This window comes from Polyangium sorediatum, assembly GCF_029946465.1.
In the GTDB taxonomy this organism is placed as follows: domain Bacteria; phylum Myxococcota_A; class Polyangia; order Polyangiales; family Polyangiaceae; genus Polyangium; species Polyangium fumosum.
In genome coordinates this window covers 182,835-203,773 of sequence record NZ_JARZHI010000003.1, presented here as the reverse complement: position 1 = coordinate 203,773, position 20,939 = coordinate 182,835, and the positions used below count along the sequence as shown (strand labels likewise).

Sequence of the window (20,939 nt, the reverse complement as noted above, 5' to 3'; positions counted from 1 at the left end):
ACGCAGCCATCCAGCGCAGGAAGGGGCTTCGATGAGCAGCATTGGCATCGTGGGAGCCGGCATCGCGGGGTTGCAGCTCGGATTGTACCTCCGGAGCCGCGGCATCTCCTGCTCCCTTTATACGGACCGATCGAGCGACGAGATCCGATCCTCGCGCCTGCCGAGCACCGCGGCGCTGCTCGGATCGACGCGCGCGCGGGATCGCGAGCTCGGCACCAACCATTGGGACGACGCGACGTTCGGATGTTTTCACGTCGACGTGCGGGTCAAAGGATTGCCCGAGCTCTCCTCGCAGGGCCGGATCGATCCCCCGGCGCTTTTCATCGACATGCGCCTCTACCTCCCCCGGCTGCTCGAAGATTTCGAGGCGCGCGGCGGCCGCGTGATCCGCTCCGGCGTCCTTCCGGCGTCGAACCTCGCGCGCCTCGGCGACGCGCACGACCTCGTCGTCGTGGCGACCGGCCGCGGCGATCTCGGCACCGTGTTCCCGCGCGACTACCATCGTTCTCCCTGGCTCGAACCGCAGCGCCGCCTCTTCGCGGGCCTCTTTCGGGGCATCGATTTTCCGCAGGAGCTTGGCCTGCTCTTTCAGATCGTCCCGGGGCACGGCGAGATCTTCGAGAGCCAGCTCCTCACGGCGGAGGGGCCCGTCAGTTGCCTCCTCTTCGAGGCCATCCCCGGCGGCGCGCTCGACGCCCTCACGCGTGTCCCCTGCGACGACGATCCGCACGTGGTCGAGAGCCTCGTGCTCGATTTGCTGGAAGCGAACGCGCCGAACGTCCATGCCCGCGTCGATCGCCAGACGTTTCACCTGACGCGCCCGCGCGATTGCATGCAGGCCGCGATCGTCCCGACGGCGCGGCGCGCGTATGTCGAGCTCGGCGAAGGCCGTTACGCCGTCGCGGTCGGGGATGCCTTCGCCACGCACGATCCCGTGCTCTGGCAGGGCGCGAACGCGGCCTCGCGCAGCGCATGGGCGCTCGGCGAGTCGATCGTCCAGGCGCTCGCCGCGGGTCGTCCGCTCGATCGCAGGTTCTGCGAGGGCGTGGACGAGCGGCTCTGGTCCCTCGTCGGCCCCTCGATGGAGTGGACGAACGCCTTCCTCTCGCCGCCGCCGCCGCACACGATGGCGATCTTCTCGGCGGCGTCGCGGGATCAGCGCATCGCGGACGCGTTCGCCTCGAACCTGGACAACCCTGCCTTGCAATGGCGGATCTTCCGCGGCCCCGAGGGCGTTGATGCGTTCCTCGAAGGGTTCCGACGCGCGAAGACCTCGCGGAGCGCGGGCGCGGTCTCGGTGGCACCGGCCTCTGCGTAGCCCCCCTTCCGCCTGCGTGTGGTAGGGTGCGCGCCTGATGCGGCGCCGCCTCGAACGAGTCCTCCTGCTCCTCGGGCTGCTCGCCCTTCCGCTCGTGCTCCTGCGCCTGCCGGCCGTACGTAACGCGCTCGTCTCGCTCGTCGGGTACATGCGCGAGGCGGGCGCGGCCGGCGCCCTCCTGTTCCTCGGCGTCGAGGTCCTCGCCCTCGCGATCACCACGCCCCTTTGGGTCATGTCGGGCCTCGCGGGGTACGCGTATGGCTTCAGCAAGGGGATGATGATCGCGTGGCCGGGCGTCACCCTCGGCGTTTGCCTTTGCTTCCTCTTCGGCCGCGCCTCGATCGGCAAGCTCCTCTCGATGCGCGCGGGCGAGGCCCATTTCTGGCGCGCCGTCGAGCGCGCCGTCCGCGCCGACGGGTTCAAGATTACCTTCCTCCTGCGCGTCACCTTCGCCTTTCCACAGAACATCGGGACGTACATGCTCTCGGCCACGCCGCTCTCGCTCCGTGCATTCGCGGCGGGCTCGTTCCTCGGCCTCTTGCCGGCCACGCTTTTTCACGTTTACGTCGGCGCGAGCGTGGAGAGCGCGGCCGCGTTGCTCTCGGGGGAGGCCAAGGCGCCCGGGTCGCTCGGCTGGATCACGCTCGTCCTCGGATTCGTCGTGACGCTCGGCGCGCTCGTCGTCACCTCGCGGATCGCGCGCCGCTCCCTGGACAAGGCGCTCGCTGCGCCCTCGCAAGCGGCGGAGCCCTGATGGCGGCCCGGAAAAACACCTTCGACGACAAACTCGCTCGTATTCGCGAGCTCGCCCGCGCCGAGCCGCCGTCGGCCGCCACGCCCGATCTCGCGCGATTCCTTTCCGATCCGAACCCTTTTCTCGTGGGCGAGGCGGCGAAGGTCGCAGCCGATCTCGGGCTCCGCGCGCTCGCGCCCGACCTCGTCGCGGCTTTTGATCGGCTCCTCGGCATGCCTGCGATGTCCGATCGCGGCTGCCACGCGAAACAGAAGGTCCTGGAGGCGCTGATCACGCTCGAAGCTGATGTGTGGGACACGTATCGCAAGGGCCTCCGGTACGTGCAGATCGAGGTCACCGTGGGCCCGCCCGTCGATACGGCGGGGCTCGTCCGCGGCCTCTCGGCGCATGCGCTCGTCCGGACGAACTTTCCGCGCGCCGCGCTCGAAGTGACCCCGCTCCTCTTCGATGAAACGCCCGAGGCCCGCGTCGCCGCGGCCGAAGCGCTCCGGGACACGTGTGAGGTCGTCTGCGCGGCCGTGCTTCATACACGCGTCCTCGTGGGCGATCCCGAGCCCGACGTGCTCGGCGCGTGTTATCGAGGAATGCTCGCGCTCGAACCACGCCAGTATTTGCCTGTCGTCGCGGCCGCGCTCGAAGCCGGGGTCGAGACCGCGGCGCTCGCGCTCGGCGAGTCGCGCTTGCCGGAAGCGCTTTTGGTGCTCAAGGAGGCCCTCGCGCACGCGAACGCCGAGATGGAGAAGACCGTGCTCCTCGGCGTGGCCTTGCTCCGCACCGGCGACGCCTTGACGTATTTGCTGGAGCTCCTCGCAGAGGCCCCGGAGAGCCGCGCGATCCACGTGATCCAGGCGCTCTCGCTCCACCGGCACGACACCCGGCTCACGTCGCGGGTGGGCGAGATCGTCTCCGCCCGCAAATCACGAAAGCTCGCGCGTGTTTTCGCGGAGCGGTTTGGCCCAAACGAAGGCGGATGAGATCGTCACAGTGATCCGCACGCTGGATCACGCGGCCGCGTATCCCTCTTCGCTCCATGACGCCGCGGTGCAAACCATGGGTTGCATCGTGACGTTTTCGCGACGTAAAAGTGCCGAAATCGTGGACAGCCGAGCGTGCGTGGCTTTATTCTTAACCTCGCCCATGACGTCCGTCGCTTGCCGCAGCCATCGCCGTTCGTTCCGGGGGGGCAACGTGTTCTGGGAGGAGTGGGCTCCGCATGCCGGGCATGCCCACGAGCGTCAAAGGCCCGCCGTTCTGGTGCACGGCCTCGCAGATACCTCCCGGACCTGGAACAAGATCGCCCCGGCGCTCGCGCGGGATCGGCGGCTTTATGCCCTCGATCTGCCGGGCCACGGGCAGTCGAGCCGGTACGACGCGTCGTATGACGTCTCCTGGTACGCGAGCCTCGTCGTCGAATGGATTCGTTCGCTGGGACTGTCAGATTTCGATCTGATTGGCCATTCCCTTGGCGGCGGCATCGCGATGCACGTGCTGCTCGAACAGCCGGGGCGCGTGCATCGGCTGGCGCTCGTCGCCGCCGGGGGGCTCGGCCTCGAGGTCGCCGCGCCGCTGCGCCTCGCCTCGTCGACGGGCCTGCTCGACCTCGCGGCGCCCGTGCTCATGGGCCTCGGCACGAACGCGGGCGTGCGCGTGCTCGGCGGCAATTTCGATGAAGCGGAGCGCAGGCACCTCGTGGAGATGAATGGCCGCCCGGGCTCGGCGCGCGCGCTCTTCCGGACGCTGCGCAATGCCGTCGATTTGCGGGGGCAACGCGAGCACCTGCTCGATCACGCCCACCGGCTGCGCGAGCTGCCGCCGCTCGCGGTGTACTGGGGGGATCGGGATCCGGTGATTCCTGTCAAGCACGCGGAGACCGTGCACCATTACGTCGACGGCGCCATCGTCCGGCGTTTCCCGAACGTCGGCCATTACCCGCACCGCGAGGCCGTGCCGGAGATCCTGTCCGAGCTCTTCCGTTTCCTCGACGAACCCCAGCGCGCGCCGCGGCTGCGCCCGGGCGCTCGTCCTCCGCGCGCGCCCGAGGACGCGCGCCCCTCGCTCTGGCGCAGGCTCGCGGGGACGCGGCTCGCCGAGGTCGAGTGACGCCGCTCCCTCACGCATTCGTGGCGATCGCGTCGTATCCCTTCTCGGAAAACTGAATCAGGCAGAGCCCGTGCCCGAACGGATCGGCGAGCAGCACGATCCGGCCCCAGGCGTGCGCGCCTACGTCGCCTTCGCGAACCGCCCCGGCGGCCTCGGCCCGCACGAGCGCGCCGTCGAGGTCCTCCACCACGAAATCGAGGTGGACCGGCGTCCAGTGGCGGGCATACGACCGCGGCGAGGTCGACCCGGGAAAGGGAGGGCGGTCCGCCTGCTTCACGAGCAGATAGATCGCGGCGTTCGCGCCCACGACTCCACGCCGGCGCCGCCGAAGCGGCGGCCGATGCGGAGATCGAAGGCGCCCGTGTAAAAGTGGATCGCGCGGTCGAGATCATCGACGTCGATGTTGACGAGCAAGGTGGCCATGGGTTTGTCGACGCTCATGGAAGCACGGTTCGCTGCTGGCTGGAAAGCCACGAGAGCCCCGCGTTGTAGATCACGTCGTGTCCGCCCTGAAAAACCACCACCGTCGCGCGTTCGCTCGTGCGTTCGAAGACCACCTTCGCCTTCGCGGCCTCGTAGAGCGGGCGCGCCTCCGGGGCGCCGAGGGTCTCCGGGATGCTGCGCGTCTTGGTGATTCGCCCGATGTCCTCCACCGGCACCTGATCCGCGGGCGCCGCGAGGTCATTAAACGCGCGCAGCGCGTGATCCGGGGGGACGAGCTGGTCCCAGAGCCCCACGCCGAGATAGACGTTCACCCGTCCGCGCGCCGCTTGGAGGTGCGAGCGCGGGCTCCGCCGGCGGCATTCGTCCGCGGCGGCCGTGCCCGGCCGGGGCGCGCCGCCGCAGGCCGCGGCGACCTCGTGCGCGTAATGGCGCTCGGGCAGGTTCGAGCGCAGCCAGCCGTACCAGTCCACGAGGTCGTAAATGGGCACCCAGGACACGACGCCGGCCCATATCCCCGGGTGCCGCCCCGCCAGCACGAGCGACGTCATCGCGCTGCCGGAATACCCGACGAGATAGATCCGTGTCGGATCCACGCGTGCGCGTTGCTTTGCGTAGTCGATCGCGTCGAGCACGTCCCTCTGCGCGAGCTCGGAGGCCGTCGACGCGGGGGACCGGTAGGGCCCGCGGTGATCGGGGTGGATGAGCACCCAGCCGTTTCGCTCGGCAAAGATCCCGTACGGAATGCCGATGTTCTGCAAATAATTCTCGCTCCAGCTATGGAGCGCCACGAGCAGCGGGCGCGGCTCGGGTCGGCCCGGATCGTAAAGCAGCGCGCGCTGCTTGCTCCCGTCGAGGGACGAATTTATCTCGACCTCCTCGATCCGCGGGATGCGTGCTTGCCACACCGAGAAATCCTGCGCGCCGAACGGGAACGGGCCGCCGGCCGCGCGTGGGAACTCCGGAATCAACGAAAGCGGCTCTCGCGTGCGCTCGCCTGGCATGGGCGCTGGCCGAGGCGCGGACGCCTGCGGAGGTGCGTGGGGCTCCGCGTGCGCCGTGGGGGGTTCCCGACACCCGGAGACGAGGAGCCCCGCGAGGAGCACCAGCATGGAAACGATGGGGCTCGGCATTGCACCCTCCCTGCGCGGCCTCGCGCGCCTGGATACGTTCGTCCCGTGCCCGCGGAGAACGCAATCGCCGTGCCTCATTCACGTCGTTCCCCGGCGCGCGGACGGGCGAACGCAGCATTCGCAATTCATGCGTGATGCATGGCCTCGGCTGGGTGGAGCCGCTATACCCGCGCTCCGAGAGACGACCGCATGCATCGTATCCAGAATCGTGTTCGGTTCCTTGCCCTGGTGGCGCTCGTGGCGCTTTTTTCGATCACGGAGGGGCCTGCGCGCGCCGAGGGCGTGAAGCGCGTGGAGCCCGCGTTCACGCTCGCCTCCCGATTTCCAGGCGGCGAGGGCGCCTCGGGCCTTGGGGCGTGGAAAGAGCGCGTCCCCGGGATCGAGGCCGTGACGCTCAAATCGTCTGCCGACGGCGCGGCGCAGCGGGCCATGTTCTTCGATTCGGGCGCGGCCGGCAAGCGTCCTCTCCTCGTGGTCTTGCATAGCTGGAGCACCGACTGGCGGCAGAACATCGGCATCCCGTATGCCATGTTCGCCGCGCAAAACGACTGGGTCTTCGTGCACCCCGATTTTCGGGGGCCGTACCTCCGGCCCGAGGCCGCCGCCTCGGACCTCGCTGCGCAGGACATCCTCGACGCCATTGTCTACGCGAAGCAGCGCGGCCACGTCGACGAGACGCGCATCTATCTCGCGGGCTTCTCCGGCGGTGGCATGACCGCGCTCGCGATGGCGGGGCGGCACCCGGAGCTATGGGCGGGCGTCGTGGCGTGGGCGCCGGTCTACGACATCCCCGATTGGTACGTGTACAACCGGAAGCACGCCCCGAAGCGGCATTATGCGCGTTTCATCGAGGGCGTGTGCGGAGGCGCGCCGCGCCCGGACACGCGCGCATTCCACGAGTGCTCCCGCCGCAGCCCGAGCGCGCTCCTCGCAAAGGCGAAGCAGGCCGGCGTGCCGGTCTATGTGGCCACGGGCATTCGTGACGACATCGTGCCCCCGCGGCATTCGATCTCCGCCTTCAATGACCTCGTCGAGCCGGCCGATCGCGTGGGGGACGACGTGCTCGCCAAGCTCCTCGCTCCCACGGCGACGCGGCGTGTGTCGACCTCCTCCTCCCATGACCTTTATGAGCGCGCCGGCGCGCCGTCGTACCTCACGCGCACCTCTGGCAGCGCCACGCTCGTGCTCTTCGAGGGCGGGCACGACGTCGTCTTCGACGCGGGCCTCGCCTGGCTCCGCGACAAGCGCCGCACGGCGAAGACCCCCTGAGCCGCGCCTCACGCAAAGAATTGCCGTTGTGAGGGGGTGGGAAAGCTTGTAGAAGGCGAAACAGGGCGACGCTGTCCTCGCGTGAGCCCCACAGAGGAGCTTCTACATGATCCCTTCCCGCCTCGGTTTTGCTTCGATCCTCGGATTGGTCCTCGTGTGCGCGTCCGTCGCTGCATGCGGCGACGACAACAGCGGCAGCGGAGGCGCGGGGGGCAATGCGGGCGCGGGCGGTAGCGGAGGCAGCGGCGGTAGCGGAGGCAGCGGCGGCAGCGGCGGCAGCGGCGGCAGCGGAGGCGCGGACCTCGTCATGACCGACGCCGATTTCGATTGCATCCTCGATTGGGAGAAGGTCCGCTCCTTCCGCATCACGAACAAACTCGGCAACCTCGACGCTACGCTCGCCGCGGCCAATGCCCCCGGCACGACGGATTACCCCGTGGGGACCGTGATCCAGCTCATCCCGACCGAGGCGATGGTCAAGCGCGCGCCGGGCTTCGCCGCGGAGTCGGGCGACTGGGAGTTTTTTTTCCTGGAAGTCTCGGAGATGGGCACGAAGATCGTGAAGCGCGGCGTCACGGACGTCGTGAACCAGTTCAACGGCAATTGCCTTGATTGCCACGCGAAGGCCACGCCCGAGTTCGATTTCATCTGCGAGAAGGGTCACGGCTGCGATCCGCTGCCCATCGGCGACGACGTCATCCAGATGACGCAAAACGGGGACCCGCGCTGCCCGATGCCGTGACCGCCTATTGAATCGATGCACGAGGACATCCACATCGGCAGGCACGTGCTCCGCTTCGAGCAGGAGGACCTGCTCGTGATGGAGTTCCATGGCGACCTGGAGTCGGGAGAGATGGCCGCGATGTGGCGGGTGCACGACGAGCGGCTCCTCGCGCTCGGCCGTATCTTTGTGCTCGCGGACGTTCGGCACGCCGCGGGCATGTCGCGCATTGCGAAAGGAGAAGGGCTCGGCCGGCCGAAGTCCTTGCCGCCGCACATCGCGGCCGTCGTCGGCGCGCCTTACTCCATCCAGGTCGTGATCGAGCTCCTCGCGCGCGCCACGAAGCTGCTCACGGGCGGTGTGGCGACGCTGCGGTTCTTCGAGACAATGGCGGAGGCGCGGGCCTACCTCGAAGAATGCAGGCGTACCTGGAAGCCGACCGCGCGGCGCGGCGCGTGAGCCGCACGCCGTTCCTCCATCCTCCGGAGGACGGCGTGTTTTTTTCGGATGCGTTAGGGCCCGCGGTCCGCTAAGTAGGCGCCCCGCATGATCCGGCTCGACTCCATTGGCAAGCGCCACGGCAAGCAGATCCTCTTCGTCGAGGCGTCTGCCGCCGTCAACCGCGGCGAGAAGATCGGCCTCGTCGGCCCGAACGGCTCGGGCAAGACCACGCTCTTCCGCTTGATCACCCGCGAGGAGGCGCCGGACGAGGGGCAGATCTCCATCGATCGTGGCGTCACGGTGGGGTATTTCCGGCAAGACGTCGGCGAGATGAAGGGCAAGAGCATCGTCGCCGAGACGATGGACGGCGTCGGCCCCGTCTCCGAGATCGCGGCCGAGCTCGCCGAACTCGAAGCGGCGCTCGCCGATCCGGACCGGGCCGACGAGATGGAGGAGCTGCTCGAACGATACGGGCAGGCCCAGGCGAAATGGAGCGAGCTCGACGGGTATGCGCTCGACGCGCGGGCGCGGGAGATCCTCGCGGGCCTCGGCTTCTCGAACGAGCTCATGGATCGCGACGTCGGCACGCTCTCCGGCGGCTGGAAGATGCGCGTGGCGCTCGCCCGGATCCTCCTGCTCCGGCCCGACGTGCTCCTGCTCGATGAGCCGACGAACCACCTCGACATCGAGTCGATCATCTGGCTCGAAGGTTTTTTGAAGTCCTACGAGGGCGCGCTCGTCATCACCGCCCACGATCGGGCGTTCATGAACCGGATCTGCACGAAGATCCTGGAGATCGACGGCGGCGAGCTCACCACGTTCACGGGCAATTACGATTTCTACGAGCGGCAGCGCGCGATCGCCGCCGAGCAGGCCGAGGCGCAATACGAGCGCCAGCAAGCGATGCTCGCCAAGGAGATGCGCTTCATCGAGCGGTTCAAGACCCACGCGGCGAAGGCGGCGCAGGTCCAGAGCCGCGTGAAGAAGCTCGACAAGATCGACAAACTGGAGCCGCCGAAGAAGAGCAAGCGGCCGCAGATGTTCGATTTCCGCGCGCCGCCCCGCTCGGGCGAGGACGTCGCGAAGCTCGACGGCGTGGTGAAGCGTTACGGGAGCCGCACGGTCTACGACGGGCTCGATTTCCTGGTCCGTCGGCGCGAGCGGTGGTGCGTGATGGGCGTGAACGGCGCGGGCAAATCCACGCTGCTCAAGATGATCGCCGGCGAGCTCACGCCCGACGCGGGAGGTGCTTCGATCGGGGCGAGCGTGAAGCTCGGGTATTTCGCGCAGCACGCCATGGACGTGCTCGATCCGGAGCTCACGGTGACGGGCACGCTCATCCACTCCTTCCCCGACGCCTCGCTCGGCACGCTACGCACGCTGGCGGGTTGCTTCGGCTTTTCGGGCGACGACGTGGACAAGCCCGTCCGCGTGCTCTCCGGCGGGGAGAAGGCGCGGCTCGTATTGGCGCGGATGCTCTATGATCCGCCGAATTTCCTGGTCCTCGACGAGCCGACGAACCACCTCGACATCGCCACGAAGGAGATGCTGGTGGAGGCGCTCTCGAATTTCGAGGGGACGATGCTGTTCGTCTCCCACGATCGCCATTTCCTCGCGCAGCTCTCGAACCGCGTGCTCGAATTGACCCCGGAGGGCGTGCACAAGTACGGCGGCGGCTACCTCGAATACGTGGCCACGAGCGGGCACGAGGCGCCGGGGCTCCGGCGGTAGCGGCTAGCTCGCCGGGGGCGGCGGGGTGCAGCCGCAGACCGACATCTGGCCCCACACGGTGGTCGTCCACTGACCGCTCCAGGTCACGCGGCTGATCTGGCTCGGACATTTCGTCTGCGCGTCGTCGTTGTTCCAGATCGGCCCGACCGGTACGTCGACCCCCTGGACCGTCCCGCAAACCGACATTTGATTGGGCACGGTGGTCGTCCACTGCCCATTCCATTGCAGGCCGTTACAGACGGCCGGGCATTTGTTCTGCGCGTCGGCGTTGTTCCAGATGGGGCCCGCGTTGACGTCGAACGCCATGGCCGTACGGAGGAACAAAAGCCCGCCAGCGATCGCAAAGAGACTGGTCACGAGCAGCTTTTTCATGATTCACGACTCCCCTTCGCTGTCGGCAATTTGGGTTGAAACCGTCGACGTCGTCGATCTGCGCTGAATCGAGCGGCGCACGGCTCTGCAACGCACCTTGTGCTGACCGACATGACGTCAATCCGTCGGCCAGGTAGCGCGGGGCGCCCTCCCGCGTGAGGTCGGGACGATAAGGAGAAAGCTGCGACGCCCGCGCCGGTTCTGACGGGGTGTCAAAGCCTGGGCGGCGGCCGGAGCGCCAGATAGACGGTGCTCCAGAGCTGCAGCGCGTTGGATTCGTCCACGTGGCCGCGCGCTTGACCAAACGGGAGGAGCACGGCCTTGCCGCCCGCAGGCTCCCAGCTCCACAGCTCCTCGGCGCGCCGCGCGTGGGTGGCTTCGATGCCCTCCCACAACACGCGCTCGGCCAGGACGAGTGCTTCGCGCGTGGCGGCGGGTAGATCCTTGCGCGCGAGCTGCCGGGAAAGGCCCGCGGCCATCGCGGCTTGTTGCCACGACCAGACCACCGTCCCGTGGTAATCGGCGCGCGTGAACATTGCGGCGAGGGCAGCATCACCCGCATACGCAGGATTCGCGACCAGCATGCCGACGTCTGTGTGAAGCCCGGCCGGGAAGGGGCGCAGGAGCTCGTGGGCCACGAGGGTGAGAACCTCGGGCGAGGGTTCGTCGAAGAGCAAAACGAACGCCGTGTCCGAATGCATGACCGGGATCGGTTGGCCCGCAGCATCGAGCGCGAGGGCGAAGAAGCGAACCGGGGTATCGATGGATGCGACGGCGGCGGCACCGTCGAGACCCACCGAGACCGCGTATTCGTTGACGCGCGCGCGTGCCGTCGCCGTGGGGATTTCCACCCTGAAATGGCGCTCGACCCCTTTCCATGCGTCGGCGTAGGCTCGCGCCTCGTCGGCCGCAGCGGGGTCCGGGCCGAGAAGGTCGCTCGCGAAGAGGCGCGCGGCGGCGCGCAGGGCCGCGGGGACGAGCGCCACATTGACATCGAACGGGATCAACCCACCCCCGAGGCCTTGCTCCGAATCGCGCCAGTTGCCCACGCGAAGGCCCGGCTTCAGCGCGACCAGCGTCCCCGGGCCCGGGTGCGCCGCATAAGGGGCCGCGCGCGCGAGGACGAGCGCGAGGTTGTTCCGCAGCGCGTCGCGATAAAGCACGCCTGAAGGCGTCTTGCGGGCGAGGAATCCTCGGGCGCGCGCGCTCCCCGCGGGCATGTCGAGCAGGTACGCGGCGGCCATGGGGGCGAGGAGGAAGTCGTCGTCGATCATCTTGTAATCGAGGACGGGCGCGCGTAGATCCGCGGGGCGTGGGGTCGCCATGGAATGGAGCCACGCCGCGTATTCGCCGATGGCCTCCTCGTGCGCGACCTCGCCGTCCGGGGCGAGCCGATCGAGCACCGAGCCGAGCCCGGCCTCGATGGCAGGGGTTTCGAGTGCGGGCCGGAGCATGTACAGCGCGAGCAGCGTGTCACGCCCGAAATAGGTCAAGAAGCGCCAGGAGCCGGCGAGGAACTTTTCGCGGTATGCGAGGAAGGCGAGGGCCTTTCGCGCCTGCGGATCGTTTGCTGCCTGCGCATCGAGGAGATCCTCGACCGGAAACGGCGCGAGCGGCGGCTCGTCGTGGAGAGCCGTGACGAAGAAGTGAAGGTCGCCGCTGGGGCCGGCGTGCAGGACGATATCGTTGTTTTCGAGCGCGAGCGTCGACCCTTCCACGGGCTCGATGCGGAGCTCGATGCGTCGGCCATCGAGCATGGTGCGGCGCAGGGTGAGGGGCGGTCCGGGATCGACCTCATGCGCGAGTGACGGCGCCCCAGGGCCGAGGCCTCCGGCCATGTCGTCGCGCAGAAATCGGATCCCGGCCAAGAGGGCGTGGTCGACGCGCAACGCGGGCGCGCGGGCGGCGAGATGCGCCGTGACGCCGCGCATGCCATCGGGCAGCTCGACGCCTTCGAGCGTGGTGGAATGCGCGAGGTCGAACGCCGTAGGCTGCGCGAGAGGCGCGAAGCCGAGGACGAGGCCGGCATTGCCCGCGGGAAACGCCACGAGGAGGCGGGGGGCGGCGCCGGACGTCGTGAGGAGGTGCGCCGCGACCGCGCCGCGGCGATAGAAGTGATTGGAAATGGATCCAGACATGATGTCGAAGCGCAGAAGCTCGGGGGCAGGGGACGGAGCGGCGTGCCGTAAGGGCGCGACGTCCGTGCGTGGATCTGCATAACCTCTGCCCGTGCACGCGGCGAGCGCCAAGATCGCGCTCATCAAAATGCGGAATCCGTGGGATCGCGGAAGGTGTGGCGTGCGCGGCATGCGCATGGTCTCCCCCACCGCGGGTGAATGCAAGGAAGGCGCCGACGCCGCCGCCCTTTCCGCGGCAGCAGCCTTTTCCAAAAACTTCGGCGCGCGCCCCTACACGAGTTCCGCGATCGAATCGATCTCCGCGCGCAGCGCCGCCACGAACGCGTCGATCTCGGCCTCCGAGATATCGAGCCGCGGCTGGAGCCGCAGCGTATTCCAGCGGTGCCCGCACACGAAGCAGTAGTAGCCCCGCTTGTACATGCGGTGGCAAACGAGCAGGCCGATCGGCGAATGCCCGTGGAGCTCCTCCATGCCGAAATGCTCGAACGAGAGCCACGGGTGGTCCGTCGCCGTGAGCTCCACGCCCGCGATGAGCCCCGCGCCGCGCACCTCCACGACGAGCGGCGAGCCCGCGAGCCCGCGCCCCAGCGCCGCCTGAAAATGGTCGCCGCGCGTCTTGGCCACGGCGAGGACCTCGGGCGAGAGCAGGTCGAGCATCGCGAGCGCCGCGACGCAGGACATCGCATTGCCGCCGAACGTCACGTTGTGCGCCTCCGCCGTGGCCATGTCCTTCCCATATGCGCGCAAAAAGATCTCCTTGCGCGTGAGCATGGCCGAGCACGGCAAGAGGCCGCCGCCGAGCGCCTTCGCCAGCACGATCACATCCGGGCGGCGCGGCCACGTCGAGGTCCCGAGGAATCGACCGAGCCGGCCGAGGCCCGTCTGCACCTCGTCCGCCACGAGCAAGGTTCCGTGCGCCTCCGTGAGCTCGCACAGGGCCGCAATGTATCGCTCCGACAAAGGGAACACCCCTCCTTCGAGCTGGATCGGCTCCACGATGATCGCGGCCACGTCGTCGGATGCGAGCGCGCGCGCGAGGGCGTCCACGTCCTCGCGCGGGACGGGCGCGACGTCGGGGAGGTGGGGCGCAAACGGATCCCGGAACATCCCCGGATTCATGAGCGCGCAGCTCCCCATCGTGGTGCCGTGGTAGGCGCCGAGCAGCGAGAGCACGCGCGGGCGCCCCGTGGCGGCGCGCGCGAGCTTCATCGCCGCCTCCACCGCGTCGCTGCCCGACATCCCGAAAAACGCGTTGTCGTAGCCCGTCCGCTCGAAGAGCGCGCGCCCGAGCCGCCCCGCGTAGGGATTGACCCGCGACGGATACCAGGACGGCGCGTCGGTCGCGAGCCAATCGCGCACCGCGTCCGCCACGGCCGCGACCCGGTGCCCGAGGGATTGCGTGCCGTGCAAATCCTCGATGAGCTGCCCGCCCTCCTCGACGAGCTTCCCGTCCCGTGTTCCCGCCATGCGGTGCGGCTCGCCCGTCATGACCACCCGCGCGGCGACGAGCGGATTGACGAACCGACGAAAGTCCTCGATGCCTTTGCGCAGGATCTCTGCGTGATCCATCGGGGTCATTTCGTCACCTCGCGAGATCGAGCGGCTCGATCCCGGCTTCGCGCAGGAGGCGGCAGAGCGAGAGCAAGGACAGCCCCACGATGGCCGACTCGTCCCCGCCGCGCACGGATTCGAAGAGCCCAATGCCGCGTTTTTCGAAGAGATACCCGCCCGCGCTCCCCACCGGATCATCGAGCGTGACGTACCGATCGATCAAGGCCGCCGAGAGCGGGCGCATCGTGAGCTCGACGGTGACCGTCTCGCCGAGCATCCGGCCCTCGGAGGCCGACCAGAGCACCACGGCCGTATGCAACATGTGCGTGCGGCCGGCGAGCGCGGCGAGCTGCGCGCGGCACTCGTCCTGGCTCTCGGCTTTTCGTAGGATGCGGCCGTCGAACTCGGGCACCTGATCGGCGCCGATGACCCACGCGCCCGGCGTGGCCTCGAGGCTCTTCGCTTTGCCCTCGGCGAACACGCGGGCCACATCCCGGGGCGCCATGCCCTTGGGCGGGATCTCATCGAAGTGGGGCGCGCGGGCTTCGTAGGGGAGGCCGAGGCGGTCGAGCAGCGCGCGGCGGAAGCGAGACGTGGATGCGAGGATCAACCGGTCCATCGCCGCGGAGCATACCCCTGGCCTTCGGTCCCGCGAAGCGCGCGCGCGACGCCGTCCTGGAGCGTGCTGCACGTGACGAGGCCGAGGTTGCCGAAGTTCGCGTCGAGGGCGAGGAGCGTCTGCGCGACGGGCCCGCGGATGCCCGTCAGGAACACCCGCGCGCCGAGCAGCGCTGCCGCGCGGGCGGCCCGCAGGATGCCGTGCGCCACGTGCGAATCGACGTCGCTCACGCCCGTGATGTCGACGATCGCCACGCGCGCGCCCCGCTTCGAGATGCCTTCGAGCAACGTCTCGAGCATCTGCTCGGCGCGCTGCTCGCTCAGGGCGCCCACGAGCGGCATCACGAGCACGCCCGGCGCGATGGGCAAGAGCGGCGTCGAGAGCGCGCGGATCGCCGCCGCCTGCGAGGCGATGAGCTCCTCCTGGAGCTGCATCTGGAGCTGCATGCGCGCCTCCTCCGCCGCGACGAGCGGGCCCTTGTCGCGGAGCAACATGAATCGCGCCGTGATTCGATCGCCCGTGGCGCGCGCGTCGAATGCCGTCACATCCGCGCTGTACACGCCGCCGTCCGCGCGCCGCATGCGGATCTCGCCGCGCCCGCGCCCCGTCCGATCCACCGCATCGTGCAGCTTCGCGAACGCTTCTCTCTGGTCGTCCTCGACGAACGAGGCGAGCATTCGGCCCGGGATGTCCTCGCCGAACGTCTGCTTGAAGGCAGCGTTTGCGTAGAGCACGCCCTCGCTGCGCAGCGTGAGCGCCACCGGATCGGGCGAGGCGTCGACGAACTTCCGGAAGAGCCGATCGCCCGCGACCTCCTGCTCCGACGCGCCGTGGTAACACGCGTCGAGCTCCGCGTGGACCGCGCCGAACGCATCCATCAACCGAAGCGCGCCTTCGCGGGCTCCGGGGACGCCCCGGGCGAACGCTTCGAGCGTGAGCTCCAGGTAGTCCTTCCGGACCGCCTCGACGGTCTGGAGCACGAGCGCGCTGCCCTGGTCCAGGGTGATCTGACTCTCGCACCAGCCGCGCGCCCGGGCGCGTAGATCGGTGAAATCAGCCGCCACGAGCGCGTGCGCATACGCGAGCGCGTCCTCTCCGATCGAGTCCACGAGGGCGTCCCGGGGCAGCTCGTCGAGAAAGGGGATGAACGCCTTCGTCCGTTCGATGGCGCGATCGATGAGGACGTCCTTCTGCGCGAGCAACGCGTCGCGGAAGAGAGCGAGGGGGTGTTCTTCCGAGGGGCGTCGGGTCTCTGCGCTCATACCCGCGTGGGACAAGCGAAAATCGTGCACGGGCCGGCGCCGCGAGATCCAGGGCCGAGGAGCGCGTGCGCCTTTCGAATTTGCGACGCGCCCCCGCCGCGCCTTTCATTCGTGCACGGCCCTTCAGATGGCCGGTATCTCCGTCCCTGCCAGATCGAGCTTGCGCCATGCGCCGCTCCGGAAACGCAAGAACAGCACGAAGGCCATGATCGCGATGTACCCCGTCAGCCAGAAGACGACCCACCCGATGCCGCCGCCGAGCACCCGTACGGAGATGAACGAGCCCGGCACGAAGACACACCACGCCACGATCCCGCGGACCCAGGCGGTGAAGGCCGTGTCTCCCGCGGCGCGCAGCGCCTCGGCCAGCGTCATCACGGTCGCGTCGAACATCTGCCACGTGATCGAGAGCGTGAGGAGCTGCGCCGTGATGTCGAGGAAGGCCTCGCGCTCGGGCCCGGGCGGCGCGAAAGGGAGCATGCAGTACCGCGCGAACACGAGGTAGACGAGACCCACGAAGCCCATCCAGCCACACGCCACGAGGGCCGTGAGCTTCACCGTCTTCGGCACTTGATCCACGTTCTTCGCGCCGATCGCTTGCCCCACGAGGATCGCCCCCGCGCTCGTCAGGCCGAACGCGGGCATCGCCGCGACCTGGTTCACCTCCATCGAGGCCATGAACCCGGCGAGCGTGGTCGTGCCGAGCCCGTTGATCACGAGATTGATGAACAAGGAGAACGCGCCGAACTCGACGAACCAGTTGAGCCCCGAGGGAATGCCGAACCGCAACATGCGCACGAGCTCGGCGAGCCGAAGCTGCGCCTTGCCTTGGCGGGCGCTCGGGTGCTCGCCGATGCCGGCGAGGAAACACCCGAGGAGCACGAGGAAGGCGGTCAACGTCGCGAGGGCGCTCCCCAGCGCCGAGCCGACCACGCCGAGCGCGGGCGCGCCGAGGTGCCCCGAAATGAACACCCAGTTCAGCGCGACGTTCAGCACCATGCACAGGACCTGCGTGGCCATGGGCAGGCGCGGGTTGCCGAGCCCGCCGTAATAGTTGCCGAGCGCTTCGAGCCCGATCGCCGCGCCGCCCGTGCAGAGGCGCACGGTGAGCCATTGCTGCATGAGCGTCGCAACGGCGGGCGTATAGCCGATCGCCGCGACGGCGCGCGGCATGACGAGGGCGCCTGCGAAATAGAGGAGCTGCGCCATCGCAGCCACGGCGAGCCCATAATACCCGTACCGGCGCGCCCCGGCGTGATCGCCGCGGCCGTAGAGCTGCGAGGCGAAGCTCGACACGATGAAAACCACCCCCATCGGCAGGATGAAGAAGGCCATCAAGTTGAGCCCGCCCGTGGTCGTGGCGGCGAGGCTGTCCTGCCCGAGGTGCGAGACCATGGCGGCGTCGGACACGCTCACCACGACCTGCGCCGAGCGCGAGATGATGATCGGCCACGCGAGATCGAGCAGCCTCCGAAGCGAGGGGGTCTGCTCGACGGGCACGAGGTGCGCGGCGGCGTCGGTCATGGGGGGGCCGAGGATGACACCGGAAGCGTCGCCGCGCCCGCGCCGCTCGCTTTGCGGGCGGCTTTGAGGCAAGAAGGCGGCATGAACCGACCCCGCTTGGCGATCGCCACGTGCGCCCGTCTGCCGAAGCTCGACGTCGACGACGCGCGGCTTTGCGAGGCCCTCGACGCGCGAGGGATCTCCTACCGTTGCTACGTGTGGGATGATCCGGCCGCGCCCTGGGACGAAGCCGATCTCGCGCTGCTTCGCAACCCGTGGGATTACTGGGACGGGCCCGGCCGCAGGGAGATGTTTGTCGCGTGGGCCGAGCGGACCCACGCGCGCGTGCCGCTCTGGAACGGTCCCGACGTCATCCGCGAAAACACGCACAAGTCCTACCTGCGCTCGCTCGAAGCGGCCGGCGTGTCCGTGATCCCGACGCTCTGGCTCGCGCCGGGCGAAGGCGCCGTGGGCCTCGCGCAGCGCATCACGTCGCGTGGTTGGTCCGAGGTCGTGATCAAGCCGGCGGTCTCGGCGGGCTCGGTGGGCGCGTTGCGGATCGACGCGCGGACGAACCCGATCGAAGCGGAGGCGCACGCGGCGTCGCTCACGGCGACCGGCGAGGTGATGGTGCAGCCGTACCTGCGCTCGATCGAATCCGAGGGGGAGCTCAGCGTCGTGTTCTTCGACGGCGAGGCGAGCCACGCGGTCCGGAAGGTCCCGTGCGCCGGGGATTTCCGCTCGCAGCCGGAGTTTCAGAGCCGCGTCTCGGCGGCACCGATCGAGGCCGAGGCGCTCGCCGTCGCCCGCGCCGCCTTCGCGGCCGTGGACAAACCGCTCCTCTATGCCCGGGTCGACCTCGTGCGCAGCGATGACGGCGCGCTCCAGCTCATCGAGCTCGAGTTGACCGAGCCGAGCCTGTATTTCCGCTGGAACGAGGGTGCGGCGGCGCGGCTCGTCGACGCGATCGTCGCGCGGATGTGAGGCGGTCGCTGGGGAGTCCTTCCTGCGACAACATGTCGCGTTCCCATCCTACTTCAGCCGCCTACACTCCCGGCTCGAAGAGGTGATGCATGAATCGACTCCCGATCCGCCGTGCCACGCTCGGCGTGATCTCGCTCGTGGCGTTGACCGCTTGTGGCGGCGACGCGGACGAGAGCCCGCAGACGGTCGCGCTCCAATTCGCCGCCAAAGTGGGCGACGAGCCCTTCGCGTGCGCCACCACGTTCGAGGGGCTCGGCACCACGAAGTCCACGGCAAACCCGCTCGATTTCCGGATGTACGTGCATGACGTGCGCCTCGTCCGTGCCGACGGGGCGGAGGTGCCGCTCGCGCTGGAGCAGGACGAACGCTGGCAGCGCGACAACATCGCATTCCTGGATTTCGAAGATGGGACGGCGACCTGTACGACGGGGAGCCCCGAGATGCGCACCGAGATCGTCGGTGACGTCGCGCCCGGCGAATACGTCGGTGTCGCGTTCGACGTCGGTTTGCCGCCGGAGCTGAACCACCTCGACGCGGCCACGGCGCCGGCGCCGCTCAACATTCCGGGGATGTGGTGGTCGTGGAAAGGCGGCTACAAGTTCGTGCGGCTCGAGCTTCGCACGACGGCGAACCCCACGTATTTCTTCCACCTCGGCTCCACGTCTTGCGAGGGGACCGTCAAGGACGGCTTCTCCTGCGCGGCGTCGAACCACGCGAAGATTCGCCTCGATGGATTCGATCCGACCTCGAAGACCATCGTGTTCGACGTCGCGTCGTTTTACGCCGGCTCGGATCTGGATCTCCAGATCGATCCCATGGCGGATAGCATCTCGGGCTGCATGTCGTTTTCAGGAGATCCCGAATGCCCGCCGGTCTTCGAGGCGCTGGGTATGCCCTTCGAGGGACAGGCTTCGGGCAGCGGGAAGCAGACCGCTTTCCGGGTGGAGTGAGGCGACGTGAAAGCGCGTATCGCATCGACCTTGTTTGCTGGTTTGCTCCTCGCGCCGCTCGCCGCGTGTGGCCCCGCGGACGAGGAGCCCGAAGAGGTCCCCGCTCCGGGGGATCCCGCGTTCGTCCGGGATCCGGCGCTCGACGTGGACAACATCAGCGCCCATGGGGAGGCGCGGAGCCACAACATGGGCCTGAACTGCATGAATTGCCACCAGGCGCACGGCCCGGGGAAAGGGCGCTTCACGGCCGCGGGGACCGCGATCGGACCGGCGGACGTGCCCCTCGCCGGCGGAACCGTGGAGCTGCGCACGGCGCCGAATGGCCAAGGGGACCTCGTGCTTGCGCTCGAGATCGACGACAACGGCAATTTCTTCTCCACCGAACCCTTGCCTTTCCCGGAAGAATCCCTCTTCCCGTTCGTGCGGGCGCCTGGGGCCGGCGGCACGGCGTTCATGCCATTTCCCACCATCTCCGGAGCTTGCAACGTATGTCACGTGGGGGCGCAGCGCGTACGCGTGGAGTGAGATCGGGCCTCGTCGCCGCGCTCGTGGTGGCGTCCTGCGGAGGGGAGCCGGAGGCGCCACCGCCGCCGAGCTACGATTTCGGTTTGCCGCCAGGCTTTGCCGACCCTTGGGTTCCTCCCGACAACCCCATGCGCGCGGAGAAGGTCGCGCTCGGGCGCCGGCTCTTCTTCGACGCGCGACTCTCTGGCAATGGGACGATGTCGTGCTCGTCGTGCCACGACCGGGCAAAGGGATTCGCGGATGGGAAAGCCAAGCCCACGGGCTCCACGGGCGACCTCGTGCCGCGGAACGCGATGGGATTGGCGAACGTCGCCTGGTTCCCGCAGCTCACCTGGGGCAATCCCACGCTGACGACGCTCGAACAGCAGGCCCTCGTGCCCTTGTTCGGCGAGGTCCCCGTGGAGCTCGGGGTCACGGGCGCCGAGGAGATCGTCCTCGGTCGGTTGAAGGCGGACGACGACTACATAAAAGCCTTCGCGGCTGCATTCCCGGGGGAAGCGGCGCCGATCGGCTTCGCGAACATCGCGAAGGCCCTTGCTTCCTACGAGCGAACGCTCTTTTCGGGCCGTTCGCCGTACGACCAGTACACGTATGGCGGCAAGGCGGACGCGATGTCCGAATCCGCTCTCCGGGGAATGGATCTGTTCTTCTCCGAGCGCATGGAGTGTTACCATTGCCATAGCGGCGTGAACTTCACGACCGCCTACAGGAGCGCCGACACGAAGCACCAGGAGATGGACTTCCACAACACGGGGCTCTACAACCTCGGCGCGGACGGCGCGTATCCGCCCGGCGGGGAAGGGTTGTTCGAGTTCACCGGGGATCCCCGCGACAAGGGAAAGTTCCGGGTCCCCTCCCTGCGGAATGTGGAGCTGACGGCGCCCTACATGCACGATGGCAGCATCGCGACGCTCGAGGACGTGGTGGATCACTATGCCGCAGGCGGACGAACCCTCCCCGACGGACCCTTCGCGGGCATCGGCAGCCAGAACCCGAACAAGAATCCGCTCGTGAAGGGGTTCGTGATCACGGCGGACGAGAAGGCGGATCTCGTCGCTTTCATGAAGAGCTTTACCGATACCGAATTCGTCAGCGAACCGGATCCTCCGGCACCCTGACGTGTCTCG

General features: G+C 68.6%; 19 protein-coding genes and 1 pseudogene. 12 read left to right on the top strand and 8 right to left on the bottom strand.

All coding sequences use genetic code 11. The features are described 5' to 3' along the window. The first annotated feature begins 31 nt into the window (after window positions 1-31). The 4 genes from QHF89_RS05055 (at window position 32) to QHF89_RS05040 (ending at window position 4,172) form a co-directional block, all read left to right on the top strand. The gene (locus tag QHF89_RS05055) at window positions 32-1,318 is read left to right on the top strand and encodes a styrene monooxygenase/indole monooxygenase family protein (protein WP_136967244.1); all 1,287 of its coding nucleotides are present in this window, start codon (window positions 32-34) and stop codon (window positions 1,316-1,318) included. A gap of 37 nt (window positions 1,319-1,355) precedes the next feature. Beyond that, on the top strand, window positions 1,356-2,072 hold the full coding sequence (locus QHF89_RS05050; RefSeq protein WP_136967245.1) for a TVP38/TMEM64 family protein: 717 nt from the start codon (window positions 1,356-1,358) through the stop codon (window positions 2,070-2,072). Beyond that, the gene (locus QHF89_RS05045) at window positions 2,072-3,046 is read left to right on the top strand and encodes a hypothetical protein (protein WP_136967246.1); all 975 of its coding nucleotides are present in this window, start codon (window positions 2,072-2,074) and stop codon (window positions 3,044-3,046) included. Before QHF89_RS05050 ends, QHF89_RS05045 begins: the two co-directional genes overlap by 1 nt. Window positions 3,047-3,326: 280 nt before the next feature. Beyond that, window positions 3,327-4,172 (top strand): alpha/beta fold hydrolase, encoded by an 846-nt coding sequence (locus QHF89_RS05040; RefSeq protein ID WP_284720076.1) that lies wholly within the window; start codon window positions 3,327-3,329, stop codon window positions 4,170-4,172. A gap of 10 nt (window positions 4,173-4,182) precedes the next feature. Here the strand turns inward: QHF89_RS05040 and QHF89_RS05035 are convergent. After that, a pseudogene (locus QHF89_RS05035) lies at window positions 4,183-4,595 on the bottom strand (VOC family protein). Between the two features lie 14 nt (window positions 4,596-4,609). Further along, a complete protein-coding gene (locus tag QHF89_RS05025; RefSeq protein ID WP_284720073.1) occupies window positions 4,610-5,584 on the bottom strand; it encodes an alpha/beta hydrolase family protein in 975 nt (324 codons plus the stop codon). A gap of 351 nt (window positions 5,585-5,935) precedes the next feature. Here QHF89_RS05025 and QHF89_RS05020 point away from each other — a divergent pair, with 351 nt between their 5' ends. The 4 genes from QHF89_RS05020 (at window position 5,936) to QHF89_RS05005 (ending at window position 9,908) form a co-directional block, all read left to right on the top strand. Continuing rightward, window positions 5,936-7,015 carry an alpha/beta hydrolase family protein gene (locus tag QHF89_RS05020; protein WP_284720072.1) on the top strand — a complete coding sequence of 360 codons (1,080 nt, stop codon included), beginning with the start codon at window positions 5,936-5,938 and terminating at the stop codon, window positions 7,013-7,015. 106 nt (window positions 7,016-7,121) lie between these two features. Beyond that, window positions 7,122-7,757 carry a hypothetical protein gene (locus QHF89_RS05015; protein WP_136967249.1) on the top strand — a complete coding sequence of 212 codons (636 nt, stop codon included), beginning with the start codon at window positions 7,122-7,124 and terminating at the stop codon, window positions 7,755-7,757. A 15-nt stretch (window positions 7,758-7,772) separates the two neighbouring features. Then, entirely contained in the window at window positions 7,773-8,195 is a 423-nt protein-coding gene (locus tag QHF89_RS05010) for an STAS/SEC14 domain-containing protein (RefSeq protein WP_136967250.1), read from the top strand. Between the two features lie 87 nt (window positions 8,196-8,282). After that, entirely contained in the window at window positions 8,283-9,908 is a 1,626-nt protein-coding gene (locus QHF89_RS05005; protein WP_136967251.1) for an ABC-F family ATP-binding cassette domain-containing protein, read from the top strand. 3 nt (window positions 9,909-9,911) lie between these two features. Here the strand turns inward: QHF89_RS05005 and QHF89_RS05000 are convergent, their stop codons facing one another. The 6 genes from QHF89_RS05000 to QHF89_RS04975 form a co-directional block, all read right to left on the bottom strand. Next, on the bottom strand, window positions 9,912-10,280 hold the full coding sequence (locus QHF89_RS05000; RefSeq protein ID WP_136967252.1) for a mannan-binding protein: 369 nt from the start codon (window positions 10,278-10,280) through the stop codon (window positions 9,912-9,914). Between the two features lie 212 nt (window positions 10,281-10,492). Further along, window positions 10,493-12,541, bottom strand: a complete 2,049-nt coding sequence (locus QHF89_RS04995; protein WP_284720071.1) for a hypothetical protein — start codon at window positions 12,539-12,541, stop codon at window positions 10,493-10,495. Between the two features lie 147 nt (window positions 12,542-12,688). Continuing rightward, entirely contained in the window at window positions 12,689-13,996 is a 1,308-nt protein-coding gene (locus QHF89_RS04990; RefSeq protein WP_136967253.1) for an aspartate aminotransferase family protein, read from the bottom strand. Between the two features lie 4 nt (window positions 13,997-14,000). Beyond that, on the bottom strand, window positions 14,001-14,588 hold the full coding sequence (locus tag QHF89_RS04985) for a Maf family protein (protein ID WP_136967254.1): 588 nt from the start codon (window positions 14,586-14,588) through the stop codon (window positions 14,001-14,003). Beyond that, window positions 14,576-15,850 carry an STAS domain-containing protein gene (locus QHF89_RS04980; protein ID WP_136967255.1) on the bottom strand — a complete coding sequence of 425 codons (1,275 nt, stop codon included), beginning with the start codon at window positions 15,848-15,850 and terminating at the stop codon, window positions 14,576-14,578. The genes QHF89_RS04985 and QHF89_RS04980 overlap by 13 nt, the downstream gene beginning before the upstream one ends. Window positions 15,851-15,973: 123 nt before the next feature. Then, window positions 15,974-17,374: an MATE family efflux transporter gene (locus tag QHF89_RS04975; RefSeq protein WP_136967256.1), complete on the bottom strand. Its 1,401-nt coding sequence runs from the start codon at window positions 17,372-17,374 to the stop codon at window positions 15,974-15,976. A gap of 81 nt (window positions 17,375-17,455) precedes the next feature. Between QHF89_RS04975 and QHF89_RS04970 the strand changes: the two genes are divergently transcribed. The 4 genes from QHF89_RS04970 (at window position 17,456) to QHF89_RS04955 (ending at window position 20,930) form a co-directional block, all read left to right on the top strand. Next, window positions 17,456-18,337 (top strand): ATP-grasp domain-containing protein, encoded by an 882-nt coding sequence (locus tag QHF89_RS04970; protein ID WP_136967257.1) that lies wholly within the window; start codon window positions 17,456-17,458, stop codon window positions 18,335-18,337. An 89-nt stretch (window positions 18,338-18,426) separates the two neighbouring features. Then, on the top strand, window positions 18,427-19,287 hold the full coding sequence (locus QHF89_RS04965) for an MbnP family copper-binding protein (RefSeq protein WP_136967258.1): 861 nt from the start codon (window positions 18,427-18,429) through the stop codon (window positions 19,285-19,287). Between the two features lie 6 nt (window positions 19,288-19,293). After that, complete coding sequence (locus QHF89_RS04960) at window positions 19,294-19,812, top strand: hypothetical protein (RefSeq protein ID WP_136967259.1); 519 nt, start codon at window positions 19,294-19,296, stop codon at window positions 19,810-19,812. Continuing rightward, window positions 19,776-20,930 (top strand): methanobactin export MATE transporter MbnM, encoded by a 1,155-nt coding sequence (locus QHF89_RS04955; protein WP_136967260.1) that lies wholly within the window; start codon window positions 19,776-19,778, stop codon window positions 20,928-20,930. The genes QHF89_RS04960 and QHF89_RS04955 overlap by 37 nt, the downstream gene beginning before the upstream one ends. Window positions 20,931-20,939: the final 9 nt, after the last annotated feature.